Origin of the sequence: Rhodococcus koreensis (assembly GCF_017068375.1) — a bacterium.
GTDB lineage: Bacteria > Actinomycetota > Actinomycetes > Mycobacteriales > Mycobacteriaceae > Rhodococcus_F > Rhodococcus_F koreensis.
On sequence record NZ_CP070609.1, the window covers coordinates 884,857 to 911,050 of the forward strand.

Here is a 26,194-nt window from a genome sequence, read left to right on the forward strand (position 1 = left end):
ATTCGAAGGGGTTTCAGGCGAAGTTGACGCCCTGAGCCAGGGGCAGCTCACGGGAGTAGTTGACGGTGTTCGTGGCGCGGCGCATGTAGGCGCGCCAGGCGTCGGAGCCGGATTCGCGGCCGCCGCCGGTGGTCTTCTCGCCGCCGAACGCGCCGCCGATCTCGGCGCCGGACGTGCCGATGTTGACGTTGACGATGCCGCAGTCCGAACCGTCGGCGGCGATGAATCGCTCGGCCTCACGCTGGTCGGTGGTGAAGATCGACGACGACAGACCCTGCGGGACGTCGTTGTGCAGGGCGATCGCCTCCTCGAACGTGTCGTAGGTCAGCACGTAGAGGATCGGTGCGAAGGTTTCGTCCTTGACGATCTCGCTCTGGGTCGGCATCCGCACGATCGCGGGCTCGACGTAGTACGAATTGTCGCTGCTCGGCCGGCGCTGACCACCGGCGAGGATCTGCCCGCCCTGCGCGACGGCTTGGTCGAGGGCTTCGGTCATGTTGGCGTGGGACTTGCCGTCGATCAGCGGGCCCACCAGGGTGCCGTCGGCGAACGGGTCGCCGATCGGGAGGCGCCGGTAGACCTCGGTGATGCGGTCGAGGAGTTCGTCGGCGATGTCCCGGTGAACGATGATGCGGCGCATCGAGGTGCAGCGCTGACCTGCGGTGCCGGCGGCGGCGAAGACGATGCCGCGGGTGGCGAGATCGAGGTCCGCGGACGGGGTGACGATCGCGGCATTGTTTCCGCCGAGTTCGAGGATCGCCCGGCCGAAGCGGGCGGCGACGCGCGGGGCGATCTGCTCCCCCATTCGCTCGGAACCGGTGGCGGAGATCAGCGGCACCTTCGGGCTGTCGATCAGGGCCTGCGTGTCGGCCGCACTCGCCGAGACGAGGACGTTCAGGTTGGCCGGTGCGCCCGATTCCGCTGCGGCGCGGTCGAACAGCGCCGAGCATGCGGCGGCGGTCAGGGTGGTCAGCTGTGCCGGCTTCCAGATCACCGCATCACCGCAGACGATGGCCAGGGCGAGGTTCCAGGACCACACCGCGGCCGGGAAGTTGAACGCGGAGACGACACCGACGACACCGAGCGGGTGCCAGGTCTCCATCAGGCGGTGGCCGGGGCGCTCCGAGGGCATGGTGCGGCCGTCGAGCTGGCGGGACAGACCGACCGCGAAGTCACAGATGTCGATCATTTCCTGGACCTCGCCGAGGGCCTCCGAGCGGATCTTGCCGACCTCGATGCTGATCAGGTTGGCGACGTCTTCCTTGTGCGCGGTGAGCAGTTCGCCGAGGCGCTTGATCAGGAATCCGCGGACCGGGCCGGGAACGGTACGCCACTGCAGGAACGCGTCGTGGGCGGCGTCGATCGCGGCCTCGACGTCGGCGGCGCCTGCAGCCGGGTAGTCGAACAGGCTCTCCCCGGTGACCGGGGTGCGGGCGGTGATGGTGTTCTTCACCCCGGCGGTGTCGAGGACGGCCGGGTCGACCCCACATCGCTGCAGGCTGGTGCGTGCGAGGGTGCGCAGTTCGTCGGTGGTGGGCAGGGTGATGGTGTCGGCGACAGCGGTGCTCATTTACTTGACTCCCTGGGTAGCGATGGGTGGGGTAGCGATGGGTGCAGGTACTTCGATGGGTCCGCGGATGTGCAGTTCGGTGGCCACACGATCGAGGGATGCGCGGCGGATCCCGTCATAGAGCGCGTACGGGTCGTGCAGGGGACAGCCCAGAACTCCCTCCATCCAGGCGGCGTCGACAGCGGCTGTCGACTGGGTGGTGTCCTTGCGACCGTCCGACGTCAGGTTCGACTGGAAGATCCCCGCAGCGGACTTCGGCAGGAAGTCCTCGTAGACGATCGGCTCGGGGCGGACCCAGCCCTGGTCGATCAGATCGGGCAGCGACCTGGACGGCGCGTGCCCGCCCCGCTGCTTGCCGGTGTTCACGGTGTAGGTGAAGTAGGCGAGGTCGTGCAGGGCCAATCCCTGCTCGGTGGCAGGCATCTGCTGATTCCACAGCTCCGCGGCGATCTGATTGCGTACCTCGGCCGACACCGGCGCGGCGGCGGCCGCCTCCCGGACCGCCTGCTCGGTCTCGACCGTCAACCGGTCGTAGACCTCCCGTCCGCGGACGGTGGCGGCGATGCCGCGGGCTTCGACCTCACCGAAACGCACTCGCAGCGAACCCTTCTCGACGCTGCCGTCGGCCTCGCGGAACACCCGCGGTTCGGCGAGGGCCCGGAACGAGGTCTGACGCAGCAGCAGATCCGGGCCGGCCCACCGGGGCGGTCCCTGGATCGTGTCGATCATGTCGATGCTGCGACGCTCCATGCGGGCGTAGAGATCGTCGATGTCCAGTACACGCGGGGTCAGGTGGTTGATGTGGGTGCTGGTGACGCCGCCGATGTCGGCGGCCACCGAGGACACCTGCTCGAGTTCGTGGTACCAGGCGCGGTCGACGGCCTCGGTGGAAAGCTTGAACGCCGCCGTCGCGAGAGTCAGGAACATCTCGGCGTCGCCGGAAGTCAGCCCCCGGTACTCGCTCGCCCGGTCGGCGAGGACCAGCAGTTCGGTGGTGAACAACGTGCGCCTGGCGAGGAAACTCTCGAGGCGCCGCTGCAGATCTGCGCTGAAGAAGCGGCGGTCCGCGGGAACGAGCATGGACGTGAACACCCGGAAGGGGTTGCGCGCCAGTTCCTCCGGGTCCGTGGGCCGGAAGGCGGTCGAGACGACCGGGACGGAACTGGCAGCCGCCTCGCGCAGGTCGTACAACCCGACCGGGTGCATGCCCATGGCCGAAAACACGCGTGCCACCTGCGCCATCTCCTGTGGGGTGCCCACGCGGATGGCTCCGTGGCGTTCGGCGGTGACGCGAGCGATCGAGCCCAGCCGTTCGGCGTCGGAGCCGGGGCGCGACAGCACGGCGTCGTTGACGGCCTGCGACACCTCGAGCAACGTGGTGTAAGCGGGAACTTCCTTCCCGTACATGTGCGAGAGGCGGCGAGCGAACTCGGCGCGAAGTTCCCACTGCGGGGTGATCGGCATGCGTGCAGCTCCAGGGTCGATGGGCTCGGGTGAGAGCGAAGTCGTGGTGTGCCGGAGGTTTTCGAACAGTGCGCCGGTTCGACGATTCGTTCCCGCTCGTTCATCGTGGTCTGCCGGATCGAATAGCACCAGCGAAGAAAACTAGCCGCAACCGTTTAGGATCCCTATATGAATATAAGTCTGGCCCACCTCGTCACGCTCCGGGAACTGGCCCGGCGCGGAACGATGGTCGCGGTCGCCGAAGAACTCGGCTACACCGCCGGCGCCGTATCGCAGCAGATCGCAGCGTTGGAGAAGGCCGTCGGCTCGCAACTCGTCACCAAGATGGGACGCAACGTCGTCCTCACCGATTCCGGCGTCGTCCTGGCCGAACACGCCGTGAAGATCCTGGGCGCGGAACAGACCGCCCTCGACGCGCTTCGCGCAGTCCACGACGACGTGGCCGCGCCCCTTCTGCTCGGCACCTTCGGCAGCACCGCCGCCGCGCTACTGCCGCCGGTCGTGGCCGCCGCGCAGCGCGAGTACCCGCTCCTCACCCTCAGCAGCCGGGAACTCGACGTCGACGAGGCCGCCCTGGCGGTCCAACGCGGACAGGTCGACGTCGCCTTCGGGCTGGACTATCCCAATTCGCCGATGCCCCGCACTCCGGATATCGAGATGATCACCCTGCGCAGCGAGCGATTCGGGCTCGCCGTCTCCTCGGGGGCCTACGGCATCCGCACCGAGTGCACGATCGATCTGCGCGAGGCGGCGGAGTGGAATTGGATTCTGCCGCCCGCGGAAACCCAGTTCGGTCGCGCCATCCGAATCGCGTGCCGGCAGGAAGGTTTCGAGCCGATCGCACGACATGAAATCGTCGACACCGCCGTCTCCTTGGCGCTGGCCGCGAAGGGGCTGGGCGCGGCTCCGGTCACGGACATGATGATCAGGCTCAACAGCTCGGTACCGATCATCCGGGTCGACCTCACCCAGGAGATCGGCAGGCGGATCGTGCTCCTGCGCCTCGCCGGCTCGGAGACCCGGCCCACCGTGCGCGCCGTCACCGAGATCGTGCGTGCCGTGGTGAACACGGCCGAGACGCGGTGAGGACTCCTCCGAGAGGAAGTCAGTTCTCCTGTCCGATGGAGGTGTCCCGTACACCCTGGTGCTCGAAGATGAAGCGTCCCAGCGTGAGACCGACGTGTAACTCGAGTCGCTGCGCGCCCACCGACAGGTCGAGGCCGGAGACCTCCTCGATCTTCGCGAGCCGGTAGTACAGGGTCTGACGGTGGATGCCGAGGATCGCGGCGGTGGCGGCGGTATCGCCCGCCCGGTCGAGATACGTCCGGGCGGTGGCGAGCAGGTCGACGTTGCGGTGGTCGAGCAGGGCCCGCACCGACGGCGTGAGTACTGCATCGGCGAGGGCGCCGGTGGGCCCGCACGACGCCAGCCGGTAGATGCCGAGTTCTTCCCAGTAGGCGATCGGTTCCGTCGACTCGTCGTGCCGGGCGACCCGGACACCCAGCTTGGCTTGCTGCCAACTCCGCCGGGCCGAACGCAGTCCCCGATACGAACCTCCCACTCCGACCAGAGCACCGGCACCCGCACCGCTTTCGGCAACGGACCGGACAGGGTCGACGGCGCCGTCCGCCGCGGGCACCATGACGGCGGTCAGCGATCCGATCGGCGCCAGCAGACTGCGCGTGCCGGGGGCGGGCAGGAGCCCGTCGACGGCCAGCACGGTCAACGCGCCACCGTCCGGAAAGAGCCCGGAGTCTTCGATGCGAGTAATCGCACGGGCGAAAGCCTTTCGGTCGCCTTCGAGGAGGTCTGCGACGGCGACCGCCATATCGTCACGACCCCGGGCGGTGTGTGCGAGTTGCGCGCCGGCCTGGCCGGCCAGGGACATTGCGGCGGTGAGATCGCCGTCGGACACGGCGCTGTTCTCATTCGGCAGGACGAACAGATATCCGTACGCCGCGCCTGCATAGCGAGCCGGAAGACAGATCCGCGACGACGCTTCAATATCCGGATTCTCTGGCGTGATCACCGGGCGTGCGGTATCGGCAATCCCGAAGCTTTCGTACCACGCGCGCGCTTCCGGCGGGCAGCTCCGGGTGAGGATCGACTGCACCCGATCCCTGTCGACACCCGGCGACTGGGTGCTGTAAGCCATCAGCGAGAACGCCCGGTCGACCAGGACGACTGATGCCGACAGTCGTTCGGCCACCTCGGTGACCACTTCGTCGAGAGTCACTTCATCATCTCCGTGAACAGCGTGTTTCGTGGGCGATACGTACGGCGATCATTCCGCGTCGGCCATACAAGTGTCTGACTGACGGGGCGAAAAGTTCTGACACTTGTCCCTAGCATGCTACGTGTTGCGCCGTTACGTTGGTCACACACGAACGGAAGTTCGCCACCTCGCCAGGCCCCGCCCTCGGCACTTCCTCTGTCAGAGCGTCCCACCACCGCGGAACGGATCGCGCCTGACGCCCTCGTGTCCGACTCGACCTTTGGAGCGTGTGATGTCCACTCTCGAACAACCGCCCGAGACGTTGCAGAAGTCTCTGAAACAACGGCACCTCACCATGATCGCGATCGGAGGTGTCATCGGCGCCGGCCTCTTCGTCGGTTCGAGCGCCCTGCTGCACACCTCCGGCCCTGCGGCATTCGTGTCCTACGCCATCACCGGTGTCGTCATCGTCCTCGTGATGCGCATGCTCGGCGAAATGGCCACCACCAACCCGTCGACCGGATCGTTCGCCGGATATGCCCGCAAGGCCTTCGGGGGGTGGGCCGGCTTCACCACCGGCTGGCTGTACTGGTTCTTCTGGGTCGTCGCGGTCGGCGCCGAAGCCGTCATCGGCGGCAAACTGCTGCAACGCTGGATCGACCTGCCCTCCTGGACGATGGCCACCGTCCTGCTGTTGGCCATGGTCGCCACGAACATCCGCTCCGTCCGCAACTTCGGCGAGTTCGAATACTGGTTCGCTGGGATCAAGGTCGCCGCGATCCTGCTGTTCCTCGCCCTCGGTGCCGCCTACGTCTTCGGCCTGTGGCCGAGCCATTCCGCCGACTTCTCCAACCTCACCGATCACGACGGCTTCACCCCCAACGGCTGGACCGTCATCCTCTCCGGCGTCGTCGTCGCCGTCTTCTCCATGGTCGGACCCGAAATCGCCACCATCGCCGCCGCCGAATCCGCCGAGCCGGAGAAGGCCGTCGCCAAGGCCACAAACTCCGTGATCGCCCGCATCGGGTTCTTCTACATCGGCTCCGTGCTGCTCCTCGCCATCATCGTCCCCTGGACCGACGTCAAGGTCGGCCAGTCGCCGTTCGTCGACGCCCTCACCCACATGGGCATCCCCGGCGGACCCGACATCATGAACGCTGTGGTGCTCGTCGCCGTACTCTCCTGCCTGAACTCCGGCCTCTACACCTCCTCGCGGATGCTCTTCACTCTCGCGCACAAAGGCGATGCTCCACAGAGGATCGCAAAGCTGGACAAGCACGGCGTCCCCCGCAACTCGCTGCTCCTTGCAACCCTCGTCGGCTTCGCCTGCATCGGCCTCGACTACCTCTCCCCCGAAACCGTGTTCGCCTTCCTGCTCAACGCCTCCGGCGCCACCATCCTGATGGTCTACCTCATGATCGCGATGTCGCAGATCAAACTGCGCGGCCTGATGACCCGCGACGAAGTCGCCCAACTCCGCCTGAAGATGTGGCTGTTCCCCTACCTGTCCATCCTCGCCGCCGGCAGCATCCTCGCCGTGCTGGTGTCGATGTTCTACGTCGAATCGTCGCGCTCGCAGATCTCCCTGAGCGTCGGGGCCCTTGTCGCGACTCTGATCGCCTACCGACTCCGCCGACGCCTCAACCCACCCGTCACCACTCACCCCGCACCCGTCACGAACTAGCGCTCGGGGCGGCGGCAGGCGAGACACACCGTCTCCTGCCGCCGCCCCTTGTCGTACGCGCATCCGAGGTCAGTCCCGTCTGCGCGCACGGTCCGCGTCGAGCTGCGCGGCGAGCAGCTGCGCCAGGTGGTCGCCGCGGCGATCGGTCAGATCAGCGAGCTGGGTTCGGCAGGAGTATCCGTCCGCGAGGATGGTGGTGTCGGCATCGGCTCCGGCCACGGCGGGGAGAAGCTGCTGTTCTGCGACGGCCACCGACACCTCATAGTGCCCCTTCTCGACGCCGAAGTTCCCGGCCAGGCCGCAGCATCCACCCAACCGCTGCACCTGCGCACCGGCCTTCTCGAGGAGCTGCGCGTCCGGACTCCACCCCATCACCGAATGGTGGTGGCAGTGCGGCTGCGCGACAATGGATTTGCCTTCGAGTGACGGCGGTTCCCACCCTCGGTCCGTCAACAGTTCCGCCAGGGTGCGGGTGGCCTCGGCGACCGGGTCAGCGGTCGCCCTGCCCAGCAGTTCCGCGGCGTCTGAACGCAGGACCCCGGTGCAGGACGGCTCCATTCCGACGATCGGGATTCCGGCCGCGGCGCTGCCGGACAGTGCGTCGACGGTGCGTCCGAGGATCTTCTTCGCCGCGGTGAGTTGACCGGTCGAGATCCAGGTCAGTCCGCAGCACTGCTGCGTGTCGGTCAACTGCGGTCGGTAACCGGCGGCCTCGAGCACCCGCACGGTGGCGTGCCCGACCTCGGGGGTGAAGTAGTTGGTGAACGAGTCCACGAACAGCAGCACCGGGTCACCGGTGGTGGCACGGTCGTTCTCGGTGGCCTTGAACCAGGATCGGAACGTCTGCTTCGCGAACGGGGGGATGGTGCGGCGCCTGTCCACTCCGGCCGACGACAACGCCAGCGGTCCGATGCCGGGAACGCGCATCATGGCGTTGACCGGACCGGGGGCACGGCTGGCGATCTTCGCCCAGCGCGGAAGCCACCCCAGCGAGTAGTGGGAGGCAGGGCGGATGCGACCCTTGTAGCTCTGGTGCAGCACTTCGGATTTGAACGCGGCCATGTCGACCCCGGTCGGGCAGTCCGAGGAACATCCCTTGCAGGACAGGCACAGGTCGAGGGCGTCGTGGACCTCCGGCGAACGCCAGCCTCCGTCGACGGCGGTGCCGTTGATCATTTCCTGCAGGACGCGCGCGCGGCCGCGGGTGGAGTCCTTCTCCTCCCGTGTCGCCTGATACGACGGGCACATCACACCCCCGGTGGCGGTGTTGTCGGCCCGGCACTTTCCGACGCCGGTGCAGCGGTGCACGGCCTGGGTGAAGTCGCCGTCGTCGTTGTGATAGGCCATCGCGAGTTGGCGGCGCACGAGCGGGGCGGCGGGGATGCGCAGGTCCGCATCGACCGGGCGGGGGTCGACGACGACACCCGGGTTGAGGATGTTGTCCGGGTCGAAAACGTGCTTGACGGCGGCGAAGAGTGTCATCGCGTCCGGTGAGTACATCAGCGGGAGGAGTTCGCTGCGGGCGCGGCCGTCACCGTGCTCACCCGACAGCGAACCGCCGTAGCCGGCGACCAGTGTGCTTGCCGCCACCAGGAACTCCCGGAAGATGCCGCTGCCGCCGGGCTCGTCGAGCGGCCAGTCGATGCGCACGTGCAGGCAACCGTCGCCGAAATGCCCGTACGGCAGGCCGGTGACGTTGTATTCGTCCATCAGCGCATCGAAATCGCGGAGGTAGTTGCCCAGCATCGCTGGTGGCACTGCCGCGTCCTCCCACCCCGCGTGCGCGGGCAGTCCGGCGGGGCTGCGCCCGGCGAGCCCGGCCCCGTCGGCCCGGATCCGCCACAACTCGGCCGTGCGGGCGGCGTCGGTGACGACGAGGCTGTCGACGGCTCCGCAGTCGCGTCCGACCTGCTGGGCCCGGGCGATCGTCTCGTCGAGGTCTTCGCCGACCACCTCGACGAACAGCCAGGCCGCCCCCGTAGGCAGTGGCGGCACCGCGCCCTGGCCGCGGCGTTCACGGACGACGTCGACGATCCGGGAATCGATCCCCTCGCAGGCCGTCGGATCGAACTTCAGCACCAACGGGGTCGCGTCCCCCGCCGACGCGATGTCGGCGTATCCCAGAACGACCAGAACGCGGTGGGCGGGCTCGGACACCAGCCGAACCGTGGCCCGGGTCGCCACCGTGAGCGTGCCCTCGGTGCCGACCAGCATGCGGGTCACGTCGAACCGGTTCTCCGGCAAAAGATGTTCGAGGGCGTAGCCGGACACCTGACGGCCGAACTGGCCGAGTTCGGTGCGGATGGCCGCCAAGCCGCCGCGGGTGACCTGCTGCAATGCACTCAGCGCCGGGGATGCCGTCAGCTCGCCCGCCGCGCCCAGTTGCAGCGACTCCCCGGTTCCGGTGAGCACATGTAGGCCCGTCACGTTGTCCGAGGTCCGGCCGTATCCGAGGGTGCGGGACCCGCACGCGTTGTTGCCGATCATGCCGCCGATCGTGCAGCGGGTGGAGGTCGACGGATCGGGCCCGAATCGCAGGCCGTGCGGTGCCACGGCCTGCTGCAGCACCATCTGGATCGTGCCCGGCTCCACTGTCGCAGTCTGTGCGTCCGTGTCGATCGAGAGCACCCGGTTCATGTGCCGGCTGAAGTCCAGGATCAGTCCCGTCCCGACCGCGTTGCCGGCGACGGACGTGCCACCGCCGCGCGAAGTCAGGGGCACACCCTCCCGGCGGCACACCGCGAGGGCCGCCGCGACCTCGTCGGCGTGTCGCGGCCGCGCGACGACCAGCGGTCGCACCCGGTACAGGGACGCGTCGGACGAATAGGCGGCGCGGGTCGTGCCGTCGGAGAGAACATCGCTCACTCCAGAACTGCGCAGCTCAGCGGCCAGTGATTCAGCGGTGATCATTTGTAGCATGCTACATGCTCCTAGCATGCTACGAACAGTCCTGTGTTGTTACAGTGATCGGGTGGCAGACGAAGCGCTCGAACTCGAACCGCTCACCCCGTTCGCAGGACGACGGATGGAGCAGGCCATCGCCGCCGTGCGGGCCGCCATCGACGACGGCCGCATGAAGCCGGGAGTGAAGTATTCGGTCTACCAACTCGCCGAGGGCCTGGGCATCTCCCGCACCCCCGTGCGCGACGCGCTGCTCCGTCTCGAAGAAGTGGGACTCATCAAGTTCGAGGCTCGGCAGGGGTTCCGCATTCTGCTCCCCCAGCCCAAGGAGATCGCCGAGATCTTCGCAGTCCGATTGGCGCTGGAACTTCCCGCCGTCCGCAAGGCCGCGACCGCATCCGACCCCGCCCTGTCGGACGCACTACTCCGCCAGCAACGCCTGATGCGGGACGCGGCCGCTGTCGGCGACGAACACCAGTTCGCCCACCATGACCTCGGGCTTCACGACATGATCCTCGACGCCGCCGACAACAGCCGGGCCCGGGCGATCGTCAAGACATTGCGCGAGACCACCCGACTACTCGGGGCCAACACCGCCGACAAGACCAGAACGCTCACCGACATCGACGACGAGCACACACCCGTCATCGACGCGATCATCGCAGGTGATTCCGACGAGGCAGAGGCCGCGATGCGTAGGCACCTGGAGAACACCGGACGCCTGCTCGTCGCACAGGCCCTTCGCACCGAGGCGTCCGATCGATCCGTCGACGAGATCTGGTCTGCCGTCGTCTGAGGCCCATCCACCCGTGAGTACTTATCAACGTCCGGCGGTTAACAAGTACTCACGGGTGCGACATCAGTCCTGCTTGGGCACCCAGTGGTCCGTCACGAGCTCGAAAGATTGTTTGAGCTCGCCGTATGCCGCACGTTGAGCCTCCTCGCCCTCGCCGTACCGCCGAACGGCTGTCTCATGCGCTGTGGCGAAAGCGGCCTGCACCTCCTTCGATGATCTCCGCAGTGTCTGTGGGAGGTCTGTCCGGTTCACGGCTCCACTCCTTCTCGGTCATGGGCTTGGTCTCGTACCCATCGATTGTCCGCCCGGTACCACCGCGACGGAACCGGAGTTGGGCAAGTTTTCCGACGCCGACCGACTGATCAGCCATCGGCAGTCACGAGTCACCCCGACTCCCGACCGTGGCGGCACAGACCGGGAAACACCAGCATCGGACACCTGCATAGGCAACAATGACTCGGGAAGCTCGCCGCCACGTGAAATTCATTCTCGCCGAAGGGAATTCCGGACCAGAGGAGACTCGATGCCCGTTTCGCCACACACTTTGTTGCAGCACGTCCAGGATCGCACTACCGACCTGCGCCGATGGTTGGATACCGGCGAGAACACCGCCACCTTGACTGCATATCTGCGCGACGAACCCGTCGACCACCGATGGCTCTCCACCTACCGACGACTCACCCACGACCTGCTACGGGCGGTCGACCACGCCAGCCCGCCCAGGGAACCTCACGACGCGCCGACGCCGAGTGTCGGCCGCCAATCGGACCTGCGATGAACGACGACCAACGCCGGGCACTCGAACACGTGCGCGACACGTGCGCGATGCTGCACTGCTTCCTGACCACACACCCGAGCGACCGACCCCCGGAACGGGTCCGCACCGCCACCTTCGAGCAACTCACCGACGACCTCCTCGACGCCGTCACCTCGGCACAGAACGCCGGCGTCCCGGAACAACGCATCTTCGACAGCATGTGACGGATGGTCTTCGTCGGAGTAGGCGCTGCCGTGACCGGGGTAGAACCCGTCCAGGCGCCGTTCCCCGGCGGCCGATGCCACGGTGACCACCTCGCAGACGCTGTCCTTGCCGAAGTCCGTCAACCGGAGTGGTCCGATCCGCCGATCCAGGGTGAGGCCCCTGCTACCCGGCAGTTCGCCCACCGCACTTCGAGCGCTCGGTCGAGCCGGGCCACCTTCTCACGGGTCAGCTCTGCCCGTTCCCATCGGTGACGGCTCCGCAGGACGGCATCAGCGGCACGGCCGGGATGAGCGGCGCCGTCACTGTCAGGGGCGGGGTGGTGGCGATCGCGGTCAACTCGTCGAGGGCCAACGGGATGTTCCGCTGTGCCGGCCGCCTGCCCTCGCGTCGGTGTTGTCGGCGTCGCCGGCTGTAGCGACGATCCGGGTGCCTTCGGGACGGTAAGCGACGACACTGCGTTCGAGCGTGCGGACACCCTGTTGATCTCGAACCAGGTATCCACCGAATCGAGCACCGTACCGTCCGGACGGGTGCCCGACCGAAATCTGGGTGCGGCGGGCACCCTGCCTGCGGCAGACTGTGCCTGGTGATCCTGACGATTTCCACGACGGCGCGCCCGGCAACCAATCTCGGGTACCTGCTGCACAAGCACCCCGATCGGGTTCAGGAGTTCACCCAATCCTGCGGTGTCGCACGCGTGTTCTATCCCGAGGCGAACGAAAATCGTTGCACGGCGGCGCTGTTGCTCGATGTCGATGCGATCCGGCTCGCCCGCACGTCCGGCAGGTCCGCCGACTATGCGATGGGACAGTATGTCAACGACCGGCCGTACGCCGTGTCATCGCTGCTGTCGGTGGCGTTGGCGGACGTCTTCCGCACTGCCCGTGCCGGACGGTGCACGCTCAAGCCGGAATTGGCCGCGACGCCGATCCCGCTGGAGATTTCGCTGCCCGCACTGCCGTGTCGCGGTGGACCGGAACTGGCCGAACAACTCTTCACGCCACTGGGGTGGACCGTCGAGGCGCGCCCCGTGCCACTCGACGATGCGTTTCCGGAATGGGGCGATTCCCGCTATGTGCGGCTCACCTTGCGCGGCGACATCCGGCTCGCCGACGCCCTGAATCACCTGTATGTACTGCTTCCGGTGCTCGACGACGCCAAGCACTATTGGGTCGCCTCCGACGAGGTCGACAAGCTGATCCGCGCCGGTGGATCCTGGCTCGCGGAGCACCCGGAGAGCACCCTCATCACCCGCCGCTACCTGCGGCATCAGTCCGCCCTGACGCGCTCGGCGTTCGAGCGGCTCGCCGAACTCGGCGACGACGTGGCGGAGCGGTTGGAACCACCGGTCGACGAGGAGCCCGGCAGCGACGCGGCGGGCATTGGGTGCGAGGCGGACACGGCGGCCGCCCCGCCGCTGAACCTGCTTCGGCGCGAGGCGGTCCTCGGAGCGCTCGGCGAACTCGAGGCCCGCACTGTCATCGACCTCGGATGCGGTTCCGGCCAACTCGTTTCCGCGCTGCTCGACGATCCCCGCCTCACCGAGATCGCCGCCGCGGACGTGTCGACCCGGGCGCTGACGATCGCAGCACGCCGGCTGCGGCTCGATCGGATGCCGGAGCGCCGCCGCGAGCGTCTGCAACTGTTCCAGGCGGCCCTCACCTACACCGACAGCAGGTTCGCCGGCTACGACGCGGCCGTGTTGATGGAGGTCGTCGAACACATCGACCCGCCGCGGCTCACCGCACTCGAGCAGGTGATCTTCGGTACCGCGCGGCCCGGGCACGTGATCGTGACGACACCCAACTCCGAGTACAACGTGCGCTACCCCGAACTCGAGGGAATGCGTCACCGCGACCACCGCTTCGAGTGGTCCAGGGCCGAATTCCGTTCGTGGGCAAGCAACGTATGCCGGGTCCACGGATACACCGCCGACTTCCGGCCGGTCGGCGAGGACGACCCCGAGGTCGGTCCACCGACTCAGATGGCGGTTTTCGCGCGGGCGGGTGGTTCCGATGCCTGACATCTCTGTGCCGGCACTGTCGCTGGTGGTTCTCGTGGGTGTGTCCGGCAGCGGCAAGTCCAGCTTCGCCGCGCGGCATTTCGCACCGACCCAGGTGCTGTCGTCCGACTTCTGCCGGGGGCTGGTCGCCGACGACGAAAACGACCAGGCCGCAACCTCGGACGCCTTCGGCGTGCTACTCTACATCGCCGGGACCCGGCTGCGGCGTGGTCTGCTCACGGTCGTCGATGCCACCAATGTGCAGCGCGAAGCACGCAAGGCATTGATCGATCTGGCCAAGTCCCACGACGTCCTGGTCGACGCAATCGTGGTCGACGTTCCCGACGACGTCGCGATCGCGCGCAACGCGACCCGACCGGACCGCGACTTCGGTGCACACGTGATCCGACGGCAGCACAAGGACCTTCGGCGGTCACTGCCGAAGATCGGCCGCGAAGGCTTCCGGCGCGTGCACGTGCTCACCGGAGTCGACGCCATCGACTCGGCGTCGGTGTCGACAGAGAAGGCCTGGACCGACAAACGGGATCTGACCGGTCCGTTCGACATCATCGGCGACGTGCACGGCTGCCGAAGCGAGCTGGAAACGCTGCTGCGCGAACTCGGCTGGCGGCTCCAGCCCGATGGCGCCGGCGCCCACCACCCCGAGGGGCGGACCGCAGTGTTCGTCGGCGACCTGGTCGATCGCGGACCGGACACCGCGGGAGTGCTGCGCCTGGTGATGGGTATGGTGGCGGCCGGAACGGCGCTGTGCGTCTCGGGCAATCACGAACAGAAGCTCGCCCGGGCGCTGCACGGCCGGAAGGTCGCCGCCTCGCACGGTCTGCAGGAGTCGCTCGATCAGCTCGCCGCGGAACCTGACGACTTCCGTAAGTCGGCGCACGCCTTCATCGACGGCCTGATCAGCCACTACGAACTCGACGGCGGCAATCTGGTGGTCGCGCACGCCGGGCTGAAGGAGGCCTACCACGGCCGCGCATCGGCGCGGGTGCGTTCGTTCGCCCTGTACGGCGACACCACCGGTGAGACCGACGAATACGGGCTGCCGGTGCGCTACCCGTGGGCCCAGGAGTACCGCGGACGGGCCGTCGTCGTCTACGGCCACACGCCTGTTCCCGAGACCGAGTGGATCAACAACACCATCTGCCTCGACACCGGAGTCGTCTTCGGCGGCAGACTGACCGCCCTGCGCTACCCCGGCAAGGACATCGTGTCCGTTCCGGCCGAGCAGGTGTGGTTCGAACCGGCGCGACCACTCGAGACGGGGCCGGCCACACCAGGGCGTCGGACACAGCGCGATCCGGCCCTGTTGTCCATCGACGACGTGCGCGGAACACGGCACATCGACGTCCGGTACAACAAGGGACGCATCAAGGTGCGCGAGGAGAACTCCGCCGCCGCTCTCGAGATCATGAGCCGGTTCGCCGTCGACCCGCGCTGGCTGGTGTACCTGCCGCCGACCATGGCTCCACCCGCCACCTCGAACCTCGACGGCTACCTGGAACACCCCGCGCAGGCCTTCGCCGAGTTCGCGGCGAATGGGATCACCGAGATCGTGTGCGAGGAAAAGCACATGGGTTCCCGGGCGATCGCCGTGCTGGCCCGCGACGCCGCAGCCGCGGCGGAGCGGTTCGGTGTCACCGATGGAAGTTCGGGGATCGTCTACACCCGCACCGGCCGACCGTTCTTCGACGACCCGGCCACGATGAGCGAACTGGTGGCCCGGCTCCGCACCGCGTGCAGGCCGCTGATGGACGACCTCGAGTCGTCGTGGCTGGCGCTCGATTGCGAGCTGCTGCCGTGGTCGGCGAAGGCCGGAGAACTGATCCGCAGCCAATACGCATCGGTCGGCGCCGCGGCGGGTGCGGCGCTGCCGGACGCGATCACCGCACTGGAACGGGCCGCGGCGCGAGGATTGGAGGTCGCAGACCTGTTGGCTCACACCCGGACCCGCGCGGCCAACGCCCGACGTTTCAGGGACGCGTACGCGCGGTACTGCTGGCCGGTGACCGGCCTGGACGGGGTGCGGCTCGCACCGTTCCACATCCTCGCCTGTGACGGCCGCGCAACCGCGGTCACCGAACCGCACTCGTGGCACCTCGCGAAGCTGGCGACACTCGACGATCCTCTCATCGCCGAGACCGGGCACCAGTTCGTCGATCTCACCTCCGACGAGTCCCGGGATGCGGCGACCACCTGGTGGTCGCAACTGACCGATGCCGGCGGCGAGGGCATGGTGGTCAAGCCACTCGGCCCCACACCCACAGAACTGGCACAGAGAAGGATTCAGCCTGGCATCAAGGTGCGGGGACGGGAATACCTGCGAATCATCTACGGCCCCGATTACACCGAGAACCTCGACGTTCTCCGCGACCGCTCACTCGGTCGCAAACGATCGATGGCTCTGCGCGAACATGCGCTCGGTCTCGAGGCGCTGACCAGATTCACCGAAGGTGACCCGCTGTGGCGGGTGCACGAAACGGTGTTCGCGGTTCTGGCGCTCGAATCCGAGCCGGTGGACCCGAGGCTGTAGCCGTCACCGGATACTCTGCCGGTGTGCGGTGATTGCGCCGTGAGGCCTATAGCCGCTCCCGGTTCGGGTATGTGTCTCGATCACCTCGAAGCCGGCCTGGGCCAATTGCCGGCCGAGTTCGGCAACCGGCCAACGATGGGCAGTGGTCACGGCATGGTCGAAAGTCTCGACGGTTGCTCCTTCGAAGAAGCCGACCAGCAGCCCTCCGCCCGGTCGGATCACGCGCGCGAACTCGGCGAGCGGAATTTCGATGTCCTGTGGACCGTGATGAATGAGCGAGTACCAGGACAGCACACCACCCAGTGATTCTGTCGCGACGTCCAACGTCTCGAAGCTGCCGACGCCGAAGGAGAGGTCCGGATATTGCGCGCGAGCACGTTCGACGAACTCGGGAACGAGATCAATCCCGCTCACAGCGGCTCCACACGCGGCCAAGAAGTCGGTCCACTGCCCCGGACCACATCCGGCGTCGAGCACGGGACCCGTCAGGGCGGCGGCCCAGCTGCTCACCAGGGCCCGATCGGACGGGTGCGTCGACGTCATGGAGCCGAAGAGATCCGTGTACTCCTGGGATCTGGCCGAGTACGACTCTCGGACGATGTCGCCCGGCTGGATTCTCGTGTTCGCCATGCCGTCAATGATCGTCGATCGGGTGCTGCGAGTGCCGATCCTCCCCGGGGCGAGTCGACACCTGGCGTCGACAACCGCCGTACGATCGCGTGGACCGCCCACGACGATCCGTTGTCGTCTCGCGATCGGTCGCAGTGTGTGGCAGAGCAGCGTGCAGAAGGATGGAGAGCGGGATGTCCAGCTCAACGGTGACATTGCCATGCTGATCTACTCGATGAGCGTCTCGGTGGACGGCTTCATCGCCGACCGGGAGGGCGGATTCGGGTGGACGGTGCCCGACGAGGAGCAGTTTCGTTTCCACGTCGCGCAGATACGCGAGCTCGGCGGCTATCTGTGCGGCCGCAGGCTTTACGAGACCATGCTGCCGTGGGACACGGATCCGTCGATGCGCGACAACGAGCTTCACGCCGCGTTCGCCGACGTCTGGTGCACTATCCCGAAGGTCGTCTTCAGCCGCACGCTCGACAGCGTTCACGGCAACGCCCGGCTCGCCGAGGCGTCGGTGGCCGAGGAGGCCGCCGCGGCGCGCGACGCGACCGACAAGGACGTCGCGATCGGCGGCGCCGGCCTGGCCGCGGCAGCAATCGAGCTCGGTCTCGTCGACGAGCTGCGCATGTTCCGCAATCCGATCGTCGTCGGTGGCGGCACGCCGTTCCTGCCGCCGGTCACCGAAAACGTTCCGCTGGACCTCGTCGAGACCAGGACGTTCGGCTCGCGCGTGATCTATGAGCGCTACCGGTGCGCCCGCGACGAGTCCGACGGGCCGGAAGCGAGCATCGAACTGTCATAGTGGCACGAACAGTTGCATTCCTCACCACGAAGGATTCGTCGATGACGTTTCGGTTCAAGTCGATACCGATCGCCGGCGTCGTCGTCGCCACGTCGGTGCTGATGGCTGCGTGCGGTTCCCACGGCGGCGAGTCAGCACCCCCCTCGGTGGGAGTGGAAGCAACGTCATCCGTGCCGGCCACACCCGACATTCCGGGATTGCTCCCGACGGCGGACGAGCTGACCGCTCTGTACAACGCTGCCCTCGACTACGACGTCCCGTTGTCCGACCGAGTGAATCTGATTCAGGGCGTCGATGACGCCGATCCACGGCTCGCCCAGAAGTTCGTTCAAGAGGGAATGACGGTCGAGTTCCACCTAGTGGTGGACCGTGGCGACGGATCCTTACTCGCCTTCGGCAACCCCGTCTTACAAGGGCAGGCACAGCCGGAAGGGTCTCCGATTCCGTTCGTCGCCGAAGACGGAGCATGGAAGATCGCCAGAAGCTGGGCATGCTCACAGGCCGGCTGCTAGGCAAGGGCTCAGCCGGTTCGCGGCCGCTGTGCGTCCGCGCCCTATGAACTGCTGCCGAATGGTCCGGGTGGCGGCTGGACGGGATAGGCGGCGACGTCCATGAGCACCGAGCCTTCGCACGGGCCGCTGTCGATGTCGGTACGCCAGGAACCGGTCAGCGTCCCGTCTGGCTGCGGTGTGTAGTACGCAACCGAGTGCGCCGGTGCCCACACCTTCGGCACACCCTCGCCCTGGTAGCAGTCCCACTCCCAGTCGTAGGTGTGGACCCAACTGGTCCCGTCCCAGGTGTATCGCGGCGGTAGCGGCAGTGTCGGATTGGCCGGCGTGGGTCCATCGGTCACGGTCGCAACGCAGGAGTCGTCCGTGCAACTCGTCTCGAATCGGTACGTATCGGAGAAGTCGGGCTCCCACTGCCGCGCGGCCAAACTCGTGCCGGTCTTCGTCGCGGCGAAGCGCTTCAGCGAATACTCCCCCGACCAGGACGGCTGCGTCGGTGCCGCCCCCGCAGGCACAGCCCCGGCAACCGACCAGGACGCGATCAACGCGACTATCAGCAGTGACTTGCGCATGACGCGATTGAATCACAGGCGTCGGCAGCGCGGTGGGTGTATGTGTCCCGCGGTGGTAACCGGGATCGCGGCGACCAAGCAGCCCCAGAATGATTGGAGTCGCCCGCTCTGCACAGAGAAACAGGTCGCCGCACGCCTGCCAATCCGCGGAACTCCGCAGATCAGGACCGTGATCAGATCACCGGTCTCGGCAGTGAGTGGCGACCTGTTGCCCGTCGCGATGGTACGAGTAGTTCGCCCCTCTGACAGAGGCGATCCGCTCCGCCCGCCACAGCGCGACCCCCGGCTGTCGACCCGCGAGCCACCTCACGGAACCCTGCGCAACGCTGCGCCCCATCGGCGACGATGAGTTTTGCATTGATTCCCAGTCAGTACCTACATCGATCAAACGTGACTCGAGGAGAACGACATGACCGCGACCTACACCTTCGACGTCTTTTCCAGCCTTGACGGCTACGGCGGCGTCAGCGGCGGAGACTGGGGAGGCTACTGGGGCAAACAGGGTCCCGAGTTGCTCGACCACCGCCTTTCCTTGTACGCGGCGGATCAGCGGATGGTCTTCGGGGCCAACACCTATCGGGCATTTGCGCAAATGCTGGCATCGAGCACCGAGGAGTCCGAAGTCCGTGACCCGTGGGTCACGCGGATGAGGAGTCTGCCTGCAACGGTGGTGTCGACGAGGTTGAAAGGACCTCTCGACTGGCCGGACGCGACCATCGTGAGCGGTGACGCCGTCGACATCGTCGCCCGGCTCAAGCAGGAGTCCGACGTGCCGCTGCGCTCCCACGGCAGCCTGTCGATGAACCGGGCGCTGTTGGCCGCCGGACTCGTCGACCGCCTGCAGGTGACGCTCTTCCCAGTGATCACCGGTCAGACCGGTGACGACCCGATCTTCCAGGGTGCGGCCGACTTCGACCTGGAACTGCTCGAGAACCGGACGCTCGACGGTCACATCCAGGAGCTCATCTACCGACCCACGCTCCATTGACCTACCGATTCCCGATGCGCGAGTAGAATTACCGCTCCGTCTTCGACGGATCGGCATACCGGATGACATCATCCGTGGATGGACACACGCCGAACGATCGATCTCGGGGTTCCTGTCCTCTTCGTCAGACTCTGGAGGGCGGCGCCGGGATCCAGAACGGCGACCTGAGCTCCGATTCGTGTGGACGTCTCATCTTCCTGGGGACCGACTTCGTCGTGGTCTACACGGGTGCGACATACGGCCCGGCGGAGGTCGGCATCAGCGTACGGACCACACCGCCGACGACCACGATGACCGAGTGGGAGACGATCGAGGAAGGCACGTTCGCGGTGACTGGCCCACTCTCACTGATCCCGCATCCTGCAGGGACCGAGACCTCCATCGAGGACATCGCGGGAGTGACCACGGTGGACGACATCTCGCCCGGTTCATGGCACATCCGGGTCCACGCGCGAGGACGGGACGCCGACCGGGGCGACGTGGCTGTCTTGCTGCAGCTATCGCCCGCCGAGCACCCGTTGCCACTGACGACGGTGAAAGTCGGCGACTCCTACCTCCCCCAGATGCTCACCACAGTTCCGACCCGGCCGGCGCCCTCACCCGCCACAGACCCTGCCGGCACGATTCATCGTTCCGCTGTCCTGCAGGAAGACGCCGCCCACGCGGTCATCGAGCAGTGGACGCGGATCGCCCACTGGATCCGCACACACCTGACCCCGCGCCGATCGCCGGTGCGGACCGGGCACAGATCACCCAGGCCGTCGACGCCACCGGCGTCGAGTGGCCATACGAGCTGACGGCATTCTTCGAGCAGATCAACGGATTTCCGCACGAGAATTGGGTGGCGTTGTTGCCGGCCTACGAACTGTTCGACCTCGAACGCCTCGTCGAGGAGCGGCAGATGGAACTCGACACCTGGGGAGAGCTCGACGAAGAAATGGGCGGCGCACCCGCGGGTGGCAATTCCGCAGGCGAGACCGCGTTCACCTACCTGCCCGGGTTCATCCCGTTCGGCGGTGGATGGACGCCCGCTGTGACCGACGGGAAACTGAACTGGCAGTGCCGGCCCTGAAACCGCGCACCGATCAGGACTTGTCTGCTGGACTCTGTACACGGATGTCGAGAATGTGGCGCCGACTCCGTCCCAGGCACACCGGCGGCCACGAAAGGCCGCGCGACCACGAAGGAGAACCACATGGCGATTCAGCGGATGGACCACGTGAGCGTCGTCGTCGACGACCTCGAGGCTGCTATTGCGTTCTTTGTCGAACTCGGTATGGAGCGGGAGGGCGAGGCGCGGATCGAGGGACCTTGGGTGGACCGCATCAACGGGCTCGACGGCGTCCGAGTCGACATCACGATGATGCGGACCCCGGACGGCCACGGCCGGCTCGAGCTGACGAAGTTCCACAACCCGACGGCGGTCAGCGCCGAGCCGAAGAACGCACTGGGGAACACGCTGGGTCTACGGAGCATCATGTTCGCCGTCGACGATATCGACGACACTGTCGCCGGTCTGCGAGCCCACGGCGCGGAACTCGTGGGACAGATGGCGCAGTACCAGGACAGCTACCGGCTCTGCTACGTCCGCGGCCCCGCGGGGATCATCGTCGCGTTGGCCGAGGAGCTGAACTGACAGCACGTTGCCGACAGGAGATCGGTGACCAGGCCGGTCTGCACAGGAGCATAGACTTTCGAACGTGGTCGACCCGATGCACTTCGAGGCGCACGCCGACACCTACGGTGAGGCGCGGCCGCCGTATCCGCCGGCCCTGTGGGACGGTCTTCGCCGTCTCGGTGTTCTCCAGCCCGGCCGCCGCGCCCTGGACATCGGAGCGGGAACCGGGCAGGCGACCGGTCCCCTGCTCGCCGCGGGCCTGAACGTCACTGCGGTGGAGCCCGGCCCTCAACTCGCCGCACACCTTCGACGTGCATATCCGGACGCGGCCGTCATCGTCGAACGCGTCGAGGACGCCGAGCTTCCGGAGAATGGCTTCGATATCGCGATCGCGGCCACTTCCATTCACTGGATCGATCTCGCTGTCGCTCTTCCGAAGGTCCACCGCGCGCTGACCCACGAGGGGAGGTTCCTGGTGTGGCGGAACGTCTTCGGAGACCCCGATGCCGGGACCCCGTTCCGGGAGCAGGTCGCACGGATCGTGCAGGACCGCGGCACACCACCACGCCCCGGACGCGATCCGGAGGATGTTTCAGCGCTCACCGCGGAGTTGATTCGTTCGGGCCTGTTCACCGTCGACGTGGTCCGCACGTTCCGGTGGAACATCGAACTGAACGACCGGCAGGTGTTCCGGCTGTTCTCGACGTTCAGCGACTGGACCGCAGAGGAGGCCGACCGCGCTGCCGCCGCTGTCCGGGAACTCGGAGGCACCGTGGTCGAGCACTATATGACCTGGCTCGTCGCATCGACCCCCGCCAAGATTCCGTGCGCGGATCGGCGGTAGGTCAGCGCCCGTGGTTGTGCATGATGTGTTTGGTGCGGGAGTATTCGTCGTGTGCGTAGACCGACAGGTCACGTCCGTAGCCGGATCCTTTGAACCCGCCCCAGGGGACTTCGTTCGCGAGGACGAGATGGGAATTCACCCACACGGTTCCGGCGTCGATGCGTGCGGCGACATCGTGGCTACGACGGGCGTTCTCGGTCCAGACCGATGCGGACAGCCCGAAGGGGACATCGTTGGCGCGGCGGATGGCGTCGTCCTCATCGGTGAAGGTTTCAACGGTGACGACGGGGCCGAAGATTTCCTCGCGTGCACATTCGGCGCCGTCGGGCACACCCACGAGCACGGTCGGTGCGACGAAGTAGCCGGGGCCGTCCAGTGGCGCTCCGCCGATGGCCGCGGTGATTCCTTGCTGCGCAGCGCGTTCGAGGTATCCGGCGACGCGGTCGTAATGCGCCTTCGACACGAGGGGTCCGATTTCGACGTCGCCGACGGCAGGTTCGCCGACGACGAGAGTGGCAACCTGCGCGACGAGTTTGTCGACGAAGGCGTCGGCGACCGATTCGTGGACAAGGATGCGGCAGGCGGCGCCGCATTCCTGGCCGGAGTTCCAGTAGCTCGCCGCGCGCAGGGAAACGGCGGCGTCGTCAAGGTCTGCGTCGGCGAAGATCACCACGGGTGCCTTGCCGCCCAGCTCGAGGTGAACGCGTTTGAGGGATTCCGCTGCGCCGCGTGCGACGGCTTTGCCGCTGCCGACCGATCCGGTGAGGGCGATCATGTCGAGGTCGGGATGTTCGGTGAGGCGTGCTCCGACCGAGGCACCGAGTCCGGTGACGACGTTCAGGACACCTGCAGGCAGTAGGTCACCGACGAGTTCGGCGAACTTGAGCGTCGTCAGTGGGGTCTGCTCGGAGGGTTTGATGACGACGGTGTTCCCGGCGGCGAGGATCGGTGCGAGTTTCCAGGCGGCCATCAGCAGGGGGTAGTTCCACGGAGTGACGACGCCGACGACGCCGAGGGGTTCACGCAAGATGAGCGAGAGGTGGTGCTCGGCGTAGTCGCCCGCGGAGAGGGAGGTGGTGGCGCGCAGTGCGCCTGCCATGAATCGGAAGGTGTCGATGGCGCCGGCGACGTCGTCGTTCGAGACCTCGAACGGTTTGCCGGTGTTAGCAGATTCGAGGCGGGCGAGGATCTCGGAGTTCTGCTCGAGTCGGTCTGCGATGCGGTGCAGTATTTCCGAGCGTTGTTTGGGGACCAGCCGCGCCCAGTCGGGCTTGGCGGCGACCGCGGCGACGACGGCTCGGTCGACATCTGCGGCGGTGCCTTCGGGGATTCGGGTGATGACGGTTTCGGTGGAGGGGTCGACGATGTCCGTGAACGAGTCGGTCTCGCCGTCGACGAATTCTCCGCCGATGTAATGCTGCAACGGCGGGAGATCATCGGAGACCTTCAGTGAACCGTCGGTGGGTCGACGGACCGACGTGTGTCCAGTATGAGTGGGGATGGACATCGGACGAACCTCCATGGTGTTCTATGAAAATCGAACTGGCGCGTCGGCGTGGTTCCGACGGGTAAGAACTCGCGAAGGAAGCGCGCCCCCATCACGCGGGTTCCGCGCGAAGGACCGCGCACAGCGTCACATCGACGCCGTGCACGGTCCTCGAACGAAGAGCTCAATCTTTGCGATCCGCTGTAACGGTCGTGGCGCTGCTTTCCTCCCAGAAGTCGGCTCCTTCGATGCCGAGCGACTTCGGGTCGAAGGTCGGGTCGAGTCCGCGCTTCTTCTGCTGCTCGAAGTCGCGGTAGACCTTGTAGACCATGGGGAACAGCAGGACCAGGCAGGCGAGGTTGATCCAGGCAATCATTCCGAGCCCGATATCGCCGATGGCCCAGACGATTCCGGCGTTCACCACGGAACCCACGAAGACGATCGTGAGTGTGCCGATCTTGAGAATCAGCTTGGGCACCGGTCCCTTTCGACCGTTCAGCAGGAACAGGAGGTTCGAGTTCGCGACGTAGTAGTACAGCAGCAGACAGGTGAAGCCGAACAGGAACACGGCGACGGCGATGAAGCCGGCACCCCATCCCGGCGCCAGTGTGTCGATGGACTTCTGGACCCAGTTCGGCCCTGCCTCGACGCCGGGAAGATTCTCGACGAGATGTCCGCCGGAGCCGTCCGAGACGTTGTACTGGCCGGACACCACCATCATCAAACCCGTTGCCATGCAGATCAGCAGGACGTCGATGTAGATGCTGAACGTCTGGACCAGGCCCTGCTTGCCGGGATGCGAGGTCCGCGCCGCCGCGGCCGCGAAGGTGGCCTCACCGATGCCGTTCGCCGACGCGAAGACCGCCCGGCGAACACCCCACGCGACTGCGGCGCCCGCGATACCGCCCAGCACGGGATCGATACCGAATGCCGAGTTCACGATGAGCTTGATTGCGTCGGGGACGCTTTCGAGGTTCGCGAAGATCACGGCCAGTGCCAGCACGAGGTACCCGATTGCAAGAGTCGGAACGAGAGTCTGGGTGACTTTGACGATCCGCGTCGTGCCGCCGAAGATCACCAAAGCGATCAGCGCGGTGACGAAGACCGCAGGCACCCAGCTCGGCAAGCCGAACGCCAGCTGAGCACTGGAAGCGATGGTGCTGACCTGGAACCCGGGGAACATGAAGCCGTAGCCGACCAGCCCGAGAAACGCGATGAGCGCCGCGACCTTCGGAAGCTTCAGGCCGTACTTGATGTAGTACGGCATGCCGCCGATGTCCTCGCCGGCCTTCTTCCGGTCCTCGTCCTCCACCTGACGTTTGAACACCTGCGCGAGGGTGGCCTCGGCGTACCCGACGGTACAGCCGACGAGACCGGTCACGGCCATCCACAGCAGTGCGCCCGGTCCACCACCGCCGACCGCGGTTGCGACGCCCGCGATACTTCCGACACCGACGCGGCTCCCGAGAGCGAGCACGAGCGCTTGGAAGGAGGACAGGCCTCCCTCCCCCTCGCTGTGCTCCCTCAGCTGGCGAATCATGTCGGGAATGCGTCGGAACTGAATGCCTTTCATGGCGATGGTGTATGCCAACCCCAGGCCCAGGACGACATAGGCCATCGGTCCCCAGATTCCGTCTGCCAGAGTCGTGAGTAACTCGGCCCAGTCGATTTCCGGCACGATTTACCCGTTCCGGTCAGCGAGCTTCTTCAGTGCTCGTCCGATTCGCTCGACCTGCTCGGCGGGGAGCTCGGCCGTGGGTCGCCGGGGAGCGCCGACCGGCTCGCCCTGCAGGGCAAGTCCCGCCTTGACGGCGGAGATGAACGGAACGGAGATCATCGAATCGATCACCGGGTACAGGTCACGCCACTTGGCGAGCGCGCCGTGCAGGTCGCCGTCGGCGATGAGCCGGTTGACTGCGACGATCTCGTCCGGAACCACGTTTGCGGCACCTGCCATGACTCCGGCAGCACCCTCGACCAGAGCACTGTAGATGTAGGAGTCCCAGCCGATGAACGTACCGATCACGTCACTGTGGTGGTGGATCAGCTGCAGTGCCTGTTCCCAGTTCGCGCTCGAGTCCTTGATGTAGCGGATGTTGTCGACCTCTTCGGCCAGCGAGCGAACGGTGGCGGGGTCCAGGTTCACACCGGTGACCGCGGGGATGTTGTACAGCATGATCGGCAGTTCCACCGACGAAGCGACATCCTTGATGTACGCCACCGTCTCTTCGGTCGAGAGCGGCTCGTAGAACGGGGTGATCAGCATGAGCACGTCTGCGCCCGACTTCTCGGCGGCGCGGGAAAGGCGGATGGCTTCGGCAGTTGTCGTGGCACCGGTCTGAGCGATGACGGGCACCCGGCCATCGGCATGTTCGATGACCGTGTCGACGAGCCGCAGGCGCTCGTCCGACGACAGCGCCCCGACCTCACCGGTCGATCCCGCGGCGACGACTCCGTCGACGCCCGCCTTGATCGAGCGGTCCACCACGACCTCGAGCTTGTTCACGTCGATCTGCTCGTCGGCGTCGAACGGGGTGGTCAATGCAGTGAGGACACCGCTGAGTTGCTTGGACATAAAAGTGACTCCTGGAT

General features: G+C 66.6%; 24 protein-coding genes. 13 read left to right on the forward strand and 11 right to left on the reverse strand.

Going from position 1 to position 26,194, the window contains the following annotated elements; genetic code table 11:
* Positions 1 to 13: 13 nt before the first annotated feature.
* Together amaB and hglS are read right to left on the reverse strand one after the other, a co-directional pair.
* A complete protein-coding gene (gene amaB, locus JWS14_RS03985) occupies positions 14 to 1,570 on the reverse strand; it encodes an L-piperidine-6-carboxylate dehydrogenase (RefSeq protein WP_206012560.1) in 1,557 nt (518 codons plus the stop codon).
* Positions 1,571 to 3,034, reverse strand: coding sequence for a 2-oxoadipate dioxygenase/decarboxylase (gene hglS, locus JWS14_RS03990; RefSeq protein WP_206012561.1), 1,464 nt, complete (start codon positions 3,032 to 3,034; stop codon positions 1,571 to 1,573).
* 168 nt (positions 3,035 to 3,202) lie between these two features.
* Between hglS and JWS14_RS03995 the strand changes: the two genes are divergently transcribed.
* On the forward strand, positions 3,203 to 4,120 hold the full coding sequence (locus tag JWS14_RS03995; RefSeq protein WP_206012562.1) for a LysR family transcriptional regulator: 918 nt from the start codon (positions 3,203 to 3,205) through the stop codon (positions 4,118 to 4,120).
* Between the two features lie 19 nt (positions 4,121 to 4,139).
* Here JWS14_RS03995 and JWS14_RS04000 read toward each other — a convergent pair whose 3' ends face one another.
* Positions 4,140 to 5,270, reverse strand: coding sequence for a PucR family transcriptional regulator (locus tag JWS14_RS04000; RefSeq protein ID WP_206012563.1), 1,131 nt, complete (start codon positions 5,268 to 5,270; stop codon positions 4,140 to 4,142).
* Between the two features lie 271 nt (positions 5,271 to 5,541).
* Here JWS14_RS04000 and JWS14_RS04005 point away from each other — a divergent pair, with 271 nt between their 5' ends.
* On the forward strand, positions 5,542 to 6,933 hold the full coding sequence (locus JWS14_RS04005; protein ID WP_095863778.1) for an amino acid permease: 1,392 nt from the start codon (positions 5,542 to 5,544) through the stop codon (positions 6,931 to 6,933).
* A gap of 69 nt (positions 6,934 to 7,002) precedes the next feature.
* On the opposite strand, the gene JWS14_RS04010 is transcribed toward JWS14_RS04005, so the two are convergent.
* Positions 7,003 to 9,852: an FAD-binding and (Fe-S)-binding domain-containing protein gene (locus JWS14_RS04010; protein ID WP_206012564.1), complete on the reverse strand. Its 2,850-nt coding sequence runs from the start codon at positions 9,850 to 9,852 to the stop codon at positions 7,003 to 7,005.
* A 52-nt stretch (positions 9,853 to 9,904) separates the two neighbouring features.
* On the opposite strand from JWS14_RS04010, the gene JWS14_RS04015 reads away from it, so the two are divergent.
* On the forward strand, positions 9,905 to 10,630 hold the full coding sequence (locus JWS14_RS04015; protein ID WP_179377672.1) for a GntR family transcriptional regulator: 726 nt from the start codon (positions 9,905 to 9,907) through the stop codon (positions 10,628 to 10,630).
* A 63-nt stretch (positions 10,631 to 10,693) separates the two neighbouring features.
* Here the strand turns inward: JWS14_RS04015 and JWS14_RS04020 are convergent, their stop codons facing one another.
* Positions 10,694 to 10,882: a ChaB family protein gene (locus tag JWS14_RS04020; protein WP_072941588.1), complete on the reverse strand. Its 189-nt coding sequence runs from the start codon at positions 10,880 to 10,882 to the stop codon at positions 10,694 to 10,696.
* 271 nt (positions 10,883 to 11,153) lie between these two features.
* Here JWS14_RS04020 and JWS14_RS04025 point away from each other — a divergent pair, with 271 nt between their 5' ends.
* Positions 11,154 to 11,408 carry a hypothetical protein gene (locus JWS14_RS04025; protein ID WP_179377671.1) on the forward strand — a complete coding sequence of 85 codons (255 nt, stop codon included), beginning with the start codon at positions 11,154 to 11,156 and terminating at the stop codon, positions 11,406 to 11,408.
* On the forward strand, positions 11,405 to 11,611 hold the full coding sequence (locus tag JWS14_RS04030) for a hypothetical protein (RefSeq protein WP_072941917.1): 207 nt from the start codon (positions 11,405 to 11,407) through the stop codon (positions 11,609 to 11,611). The genes JWS14_RS04025 and JWS14_RS04030 overlap by 4 nt, the downstream gene beginning before the upstream one ends.
* Before the next feature lie 226 nt (positions 11,612 to 11,837).
* Here JWS14_RS04030 and JWS14_RS51135 read toward each other — a convergent pair whose 3' ends face one another.
* Complete coding sequence (locus JWS14_RS51135) at positions 11,838 to 11,963, reverse strand: hypothetical protein (RefSeq protein ID WP_259375783.1); 126 nt, start codon at positions 11,961 to 11,963, stop codon at positions 11,838 to 11,840.
* Positions 11,964 to 12,198: 235 nt separating this feature from the next.
* Here JWS14_RS51135 and JWS14_RS04040 point away from each other — a divergent pair, with 235 nt between their 5' ends.
* Positions 12,199 to 13,635: a 3' terminal RNA ribose 2'-O-methyltransferase Hen1 gene (locus JWS14_RS04040; RefSeq protein ID WP_206012565.1), complete on the forward strand. Its 1,437-nt coding sequence runs from the start codon at positions 12,199 to 12,201 to the stop codon at positions 13,633 to 13,635.
* Entirely contained in the window at positions 13,628 to 16,165 is a 2,538-nt protein-coding gene (locus JWS14_RS04045) for a polynucleotide kinase-phosphatase (RefSeq protein WP_206012566.1), read from the forward strand. Before JWS14_RS04040 ends, JWS14_RS04045 begins: the two co-directional genes overlap by 8 nt.
* Positions 16,166 to 16,168: 3 nt before the next feature.
* On the opposite strand, the gene JWS14_RS04050 is transcribed toward JWS14_RS04045, so the two are convergent.
* The gene (locus JWS14_RS04050; protein WP_206012567.1) at positions 16,169 to 16,795 is read right to left on the reverse strand and encodes a class I SAM-dependent methyltransferase; all 627 of its coding nucleotides are present in this window, start codon (positions 16,793 to 16,795) and stop codon (positions 16,169 to 16,171) included.
* Between the two features lie 199 nt (positions 16,796 to 16,994).
* On the opposite strand from JWS14_RS04050, the gene JWS14_RS04055 reads away from it, so the two are divergent.
* Together JWS14_RS04055 and JWS14_RS04060 are read left to right on the forward strand one after the other, a co-directional pair.
* Complete coding sequence (locus tag JWS14_RS04055) at positions 16,995 to 17,585, forward strand: dihydrofolate reductase family protein (RefSeq protein ID WP_095864011.1); 591 nt, start codon at positions 16,995 to 16,997, stop codon at positions 17,583 to 17,585.
* Between the two features lie 41 nt (positions 17,586 to 17,626).
* Positions 17,627 to 18,097, forward strand: a complete 471-nt coding sequence (locus JWS14_RS04060; RefSeq protein WP_206012568.1) for an MTB12 C-terminal domain-containing protein — start codon at positions 17,627 to 17,629, stop codon at positions 18,095 to 18,097.
* Positions 18,098 to 18,138: 41 nt separating this feature from the next.
* Here the strand turns inward: JWS14_RS04060 and JWS14_RS04065 are convergent, their stop codons facing one another.
* Positions 18,139 to 18,666: an Rv2253 family sensor-like surface protein gene (locus JWS14_RS04065; RefSeq protein ID WP_095863773.1), complete on the reverse strand. Its 528-nt coding sequence runs from the start codon at positions 18,664 to 18,666 to the stop codon at positions 18,139 to 18,141.
* Positions 18,667 to 19,075: 409 nt separating this feature from the next.
* Between JWS14_RS04065 and JWS14_RS04070 the strand changes: the two genes are divergently transcribed.
* The 4 genes from JWS14_RS04070 to JWS14_RS04085 all read left to right on the forward strand — a co-directional run bounded on the left by JWS14_RS04070 (position 19,076) and on the right by JWS14_RS04085 (position 22,116).
* Positions 19,076 to 19,654, forward strand: coding sequence for a dihydrofolate reductase family protein (locus tag JWS14_RS04070; RefSeq protein ID WP_095863772.1), 579 nt, complete (start codon positions 19,076 to 19,078; stop codon positions 19,652 to 19,654).
* A gap of 676 nt (positions 19,655 to 20,330) precedes the next feature.
* Complete coding sequence (locus JWS14_RS04075; RefSeq protein ID WP_206012569.1) at positions 20,331 to 20,726, forward strand: hypothetical protein; 396 nt, start codon at positions 20,331 to 20,333, stop codon at positions 20,724 to 20,726.
* A 123-nt stretch (positions 20,727 to 20,849) separates the two neighbouring features.
* Positions 20,850 to 21,290 carry a VOC family protein gene (locus tag JWS14_RS04080; RefSeq protein ID WP_072941602.1) on the forward strand — a complete coding sequence of 147 codons (441 nt, stop codon included), beginning with the start codon at positions 20,850 to 20,852 and terminating at the stop codon, positions 21,288 to 21,290.
* 64 nt (positions 21,291 to 21,354) lie between these two features.
* A complete protein-coding gene (locus tag JWS14_RS04085; protein WP_072941603.1) occupies positions 21,355 to 22,116 on the forward strand; it encodes a class I SAM-dependent methyltransferase in 762 nt (253 codons plus the stop codon).
* Position 22,117: 1 nt separating this feature from the next.
* Here JWS14_RS04085 and JWS14_RS04090 read toward each other — a convergent pair whose 3' ends face one another.
* From JWS14_RS04090 to dapA, 3 genes are all read right to left on the reverse strand, one after another.
* On the reverse strand, positions 22,118 to 23,623 hold the full coding sequence (locus tag JWS14_RS04090; protein ID WP_206012570.1) for an aminobutyraldehyde dehydrogenase: 1,506 nt from the start codon (positions 23,621 to 23,623) through the stop codon (positions 22,118 to 22,120).
* Between the two features lie 163 nt (positions 23,624 to 23,786).
* Positions 23,787 to 25,280, reverse strand: coding sequence for an alanine/glycine:cation symporter family protein (locus tag JWS14_RS04095; protein WP_095863768.1), 1,494 nt, complete (start codon positions 25,278 to 25,280; stop codon positions 23,787 to 23,789).
* A gap of 3 nt (positions 25,281 to 25,283) precedes the next feature.
* Complete coding sequence (gene dapA / locus JWS14_RS04100; RefSeq protein WP_095863767.1) at positions 25,284 to 26,177, reverse strand: 4-hydroxy-tetrahydrodipicolinate synthase; 894 nt, start codon at positions 26,175 to 26,177, stop codon at positions 25,284 to 25,286.
* Between the last annotated feature and the right edge of the window lie 17 nt (positions 26,178 to 26,194).

Coding starts and splice junctions, on each gene's coding strand:
- JWS14_RS04090 (WP_206012570.1), bottom strand. CDS start 23,623: ATGTCCATCCCCACTCATACTGGACACACGTCGGTCCGTCGACCCACC.
- JWS14_RS04060 (WP_206012568.1), top strand. CDS start 17,627: ATGACGTTTCGGTTCAAGTCGATACCGATCGCCGGCGTCGTCGTCGCC.
- dapA (WP_095863767.1), bottom strand. CDS start 26,177: ATGTCCAAGCAACTCAGCGGTGTCCTCACTGCATTGACCACCCCGTTC.
- JWS14_RS04065 (WP_095863773.1), bottom strand. CDS start 18,666: ATGCGCAAGTCACTGCTGATAGTCGCGTTGATCGCGTCCTGGTCGGTT.
- JWS14_RS04055 (WP_095864011.1), top strand. CDS start 16,995: ATGCTGATCTACTCGATGAGCGTCTCGGTGGACGGCTTCATCGCCGAC.
- JWS14_RS04070 (WP_095863772.1), top strand. CDS start 19,076: ATGACCGCGACCTACACCTTCGACGTCTTTTCCAGCCTTGACGGCTAC.
- JWS14_RS04025 (WP_179377671.1), top strand. CDS start 11,154: ATGCCCGTTTCGCCACACACTTTGTTGCAGCACGTCCAGGATCGCACT.
- JWS14_RS03995 (WP_206012562.1), top strand. CDS start 3,203: ATGAATATAAGTCTGGCCCACCTCGTCACGCTCCGGGAACTGGCCCGG.
- JWS14_RS04050 (WP_206012567.1), bottom strand. CDS start 16,795: ATGGCGAACACGAGAATCCAGCCGGGCGACATCGTCCGAGAGTCGTAC.
- JWS14_RS04045 (WP_206012566.1), top strand. CDS start 13,628: ATGCCTGACATCTCTGTGCCGGCACTGTCGCTGGTGGTTCTCGTGGGT.
- JWS14_RS04030 (WP_072941917.1), top strand. CDS start 11,405: ATGAACGACGACCAACGCCGGGCACTCGAACACGTGCGCGACACGTGC.
- amaB (WP_206012560.1), bottom strand. CDS start 1,570: ATGAGCACCGCTGTCGCCGACACCATCACCCTGCCCACCACCGACGAA.
- JWS14_RS04080 (WP_072941602.1), top strand. CDS start 20,850: ATGGCGATTCAGCGGATGGACCACGTGAGCGTCGTCGTCGACGACCTC.
- JWS14_RS04005 (WP_095863778.1), top strand. CDS start 5,542: ATGTCCACTCTCGAACAACCGCCCGAGACGTTGCAGAAGTCTCTGAAA.
- hglS (WP_206012561.1), bottom strand. CDS start 3,034: ATGCCGATCACCCCGCAGTGGGAACTTCGCGCCGAGTTCGCTCGCCGC.
- JWS14_RS04010 (WP_206012564.1), bottom strand. CDS start 9,852: ATGCTACAAATGATCACCGCTGAATCACTGGCCGCTGAGCTGCGCAGT.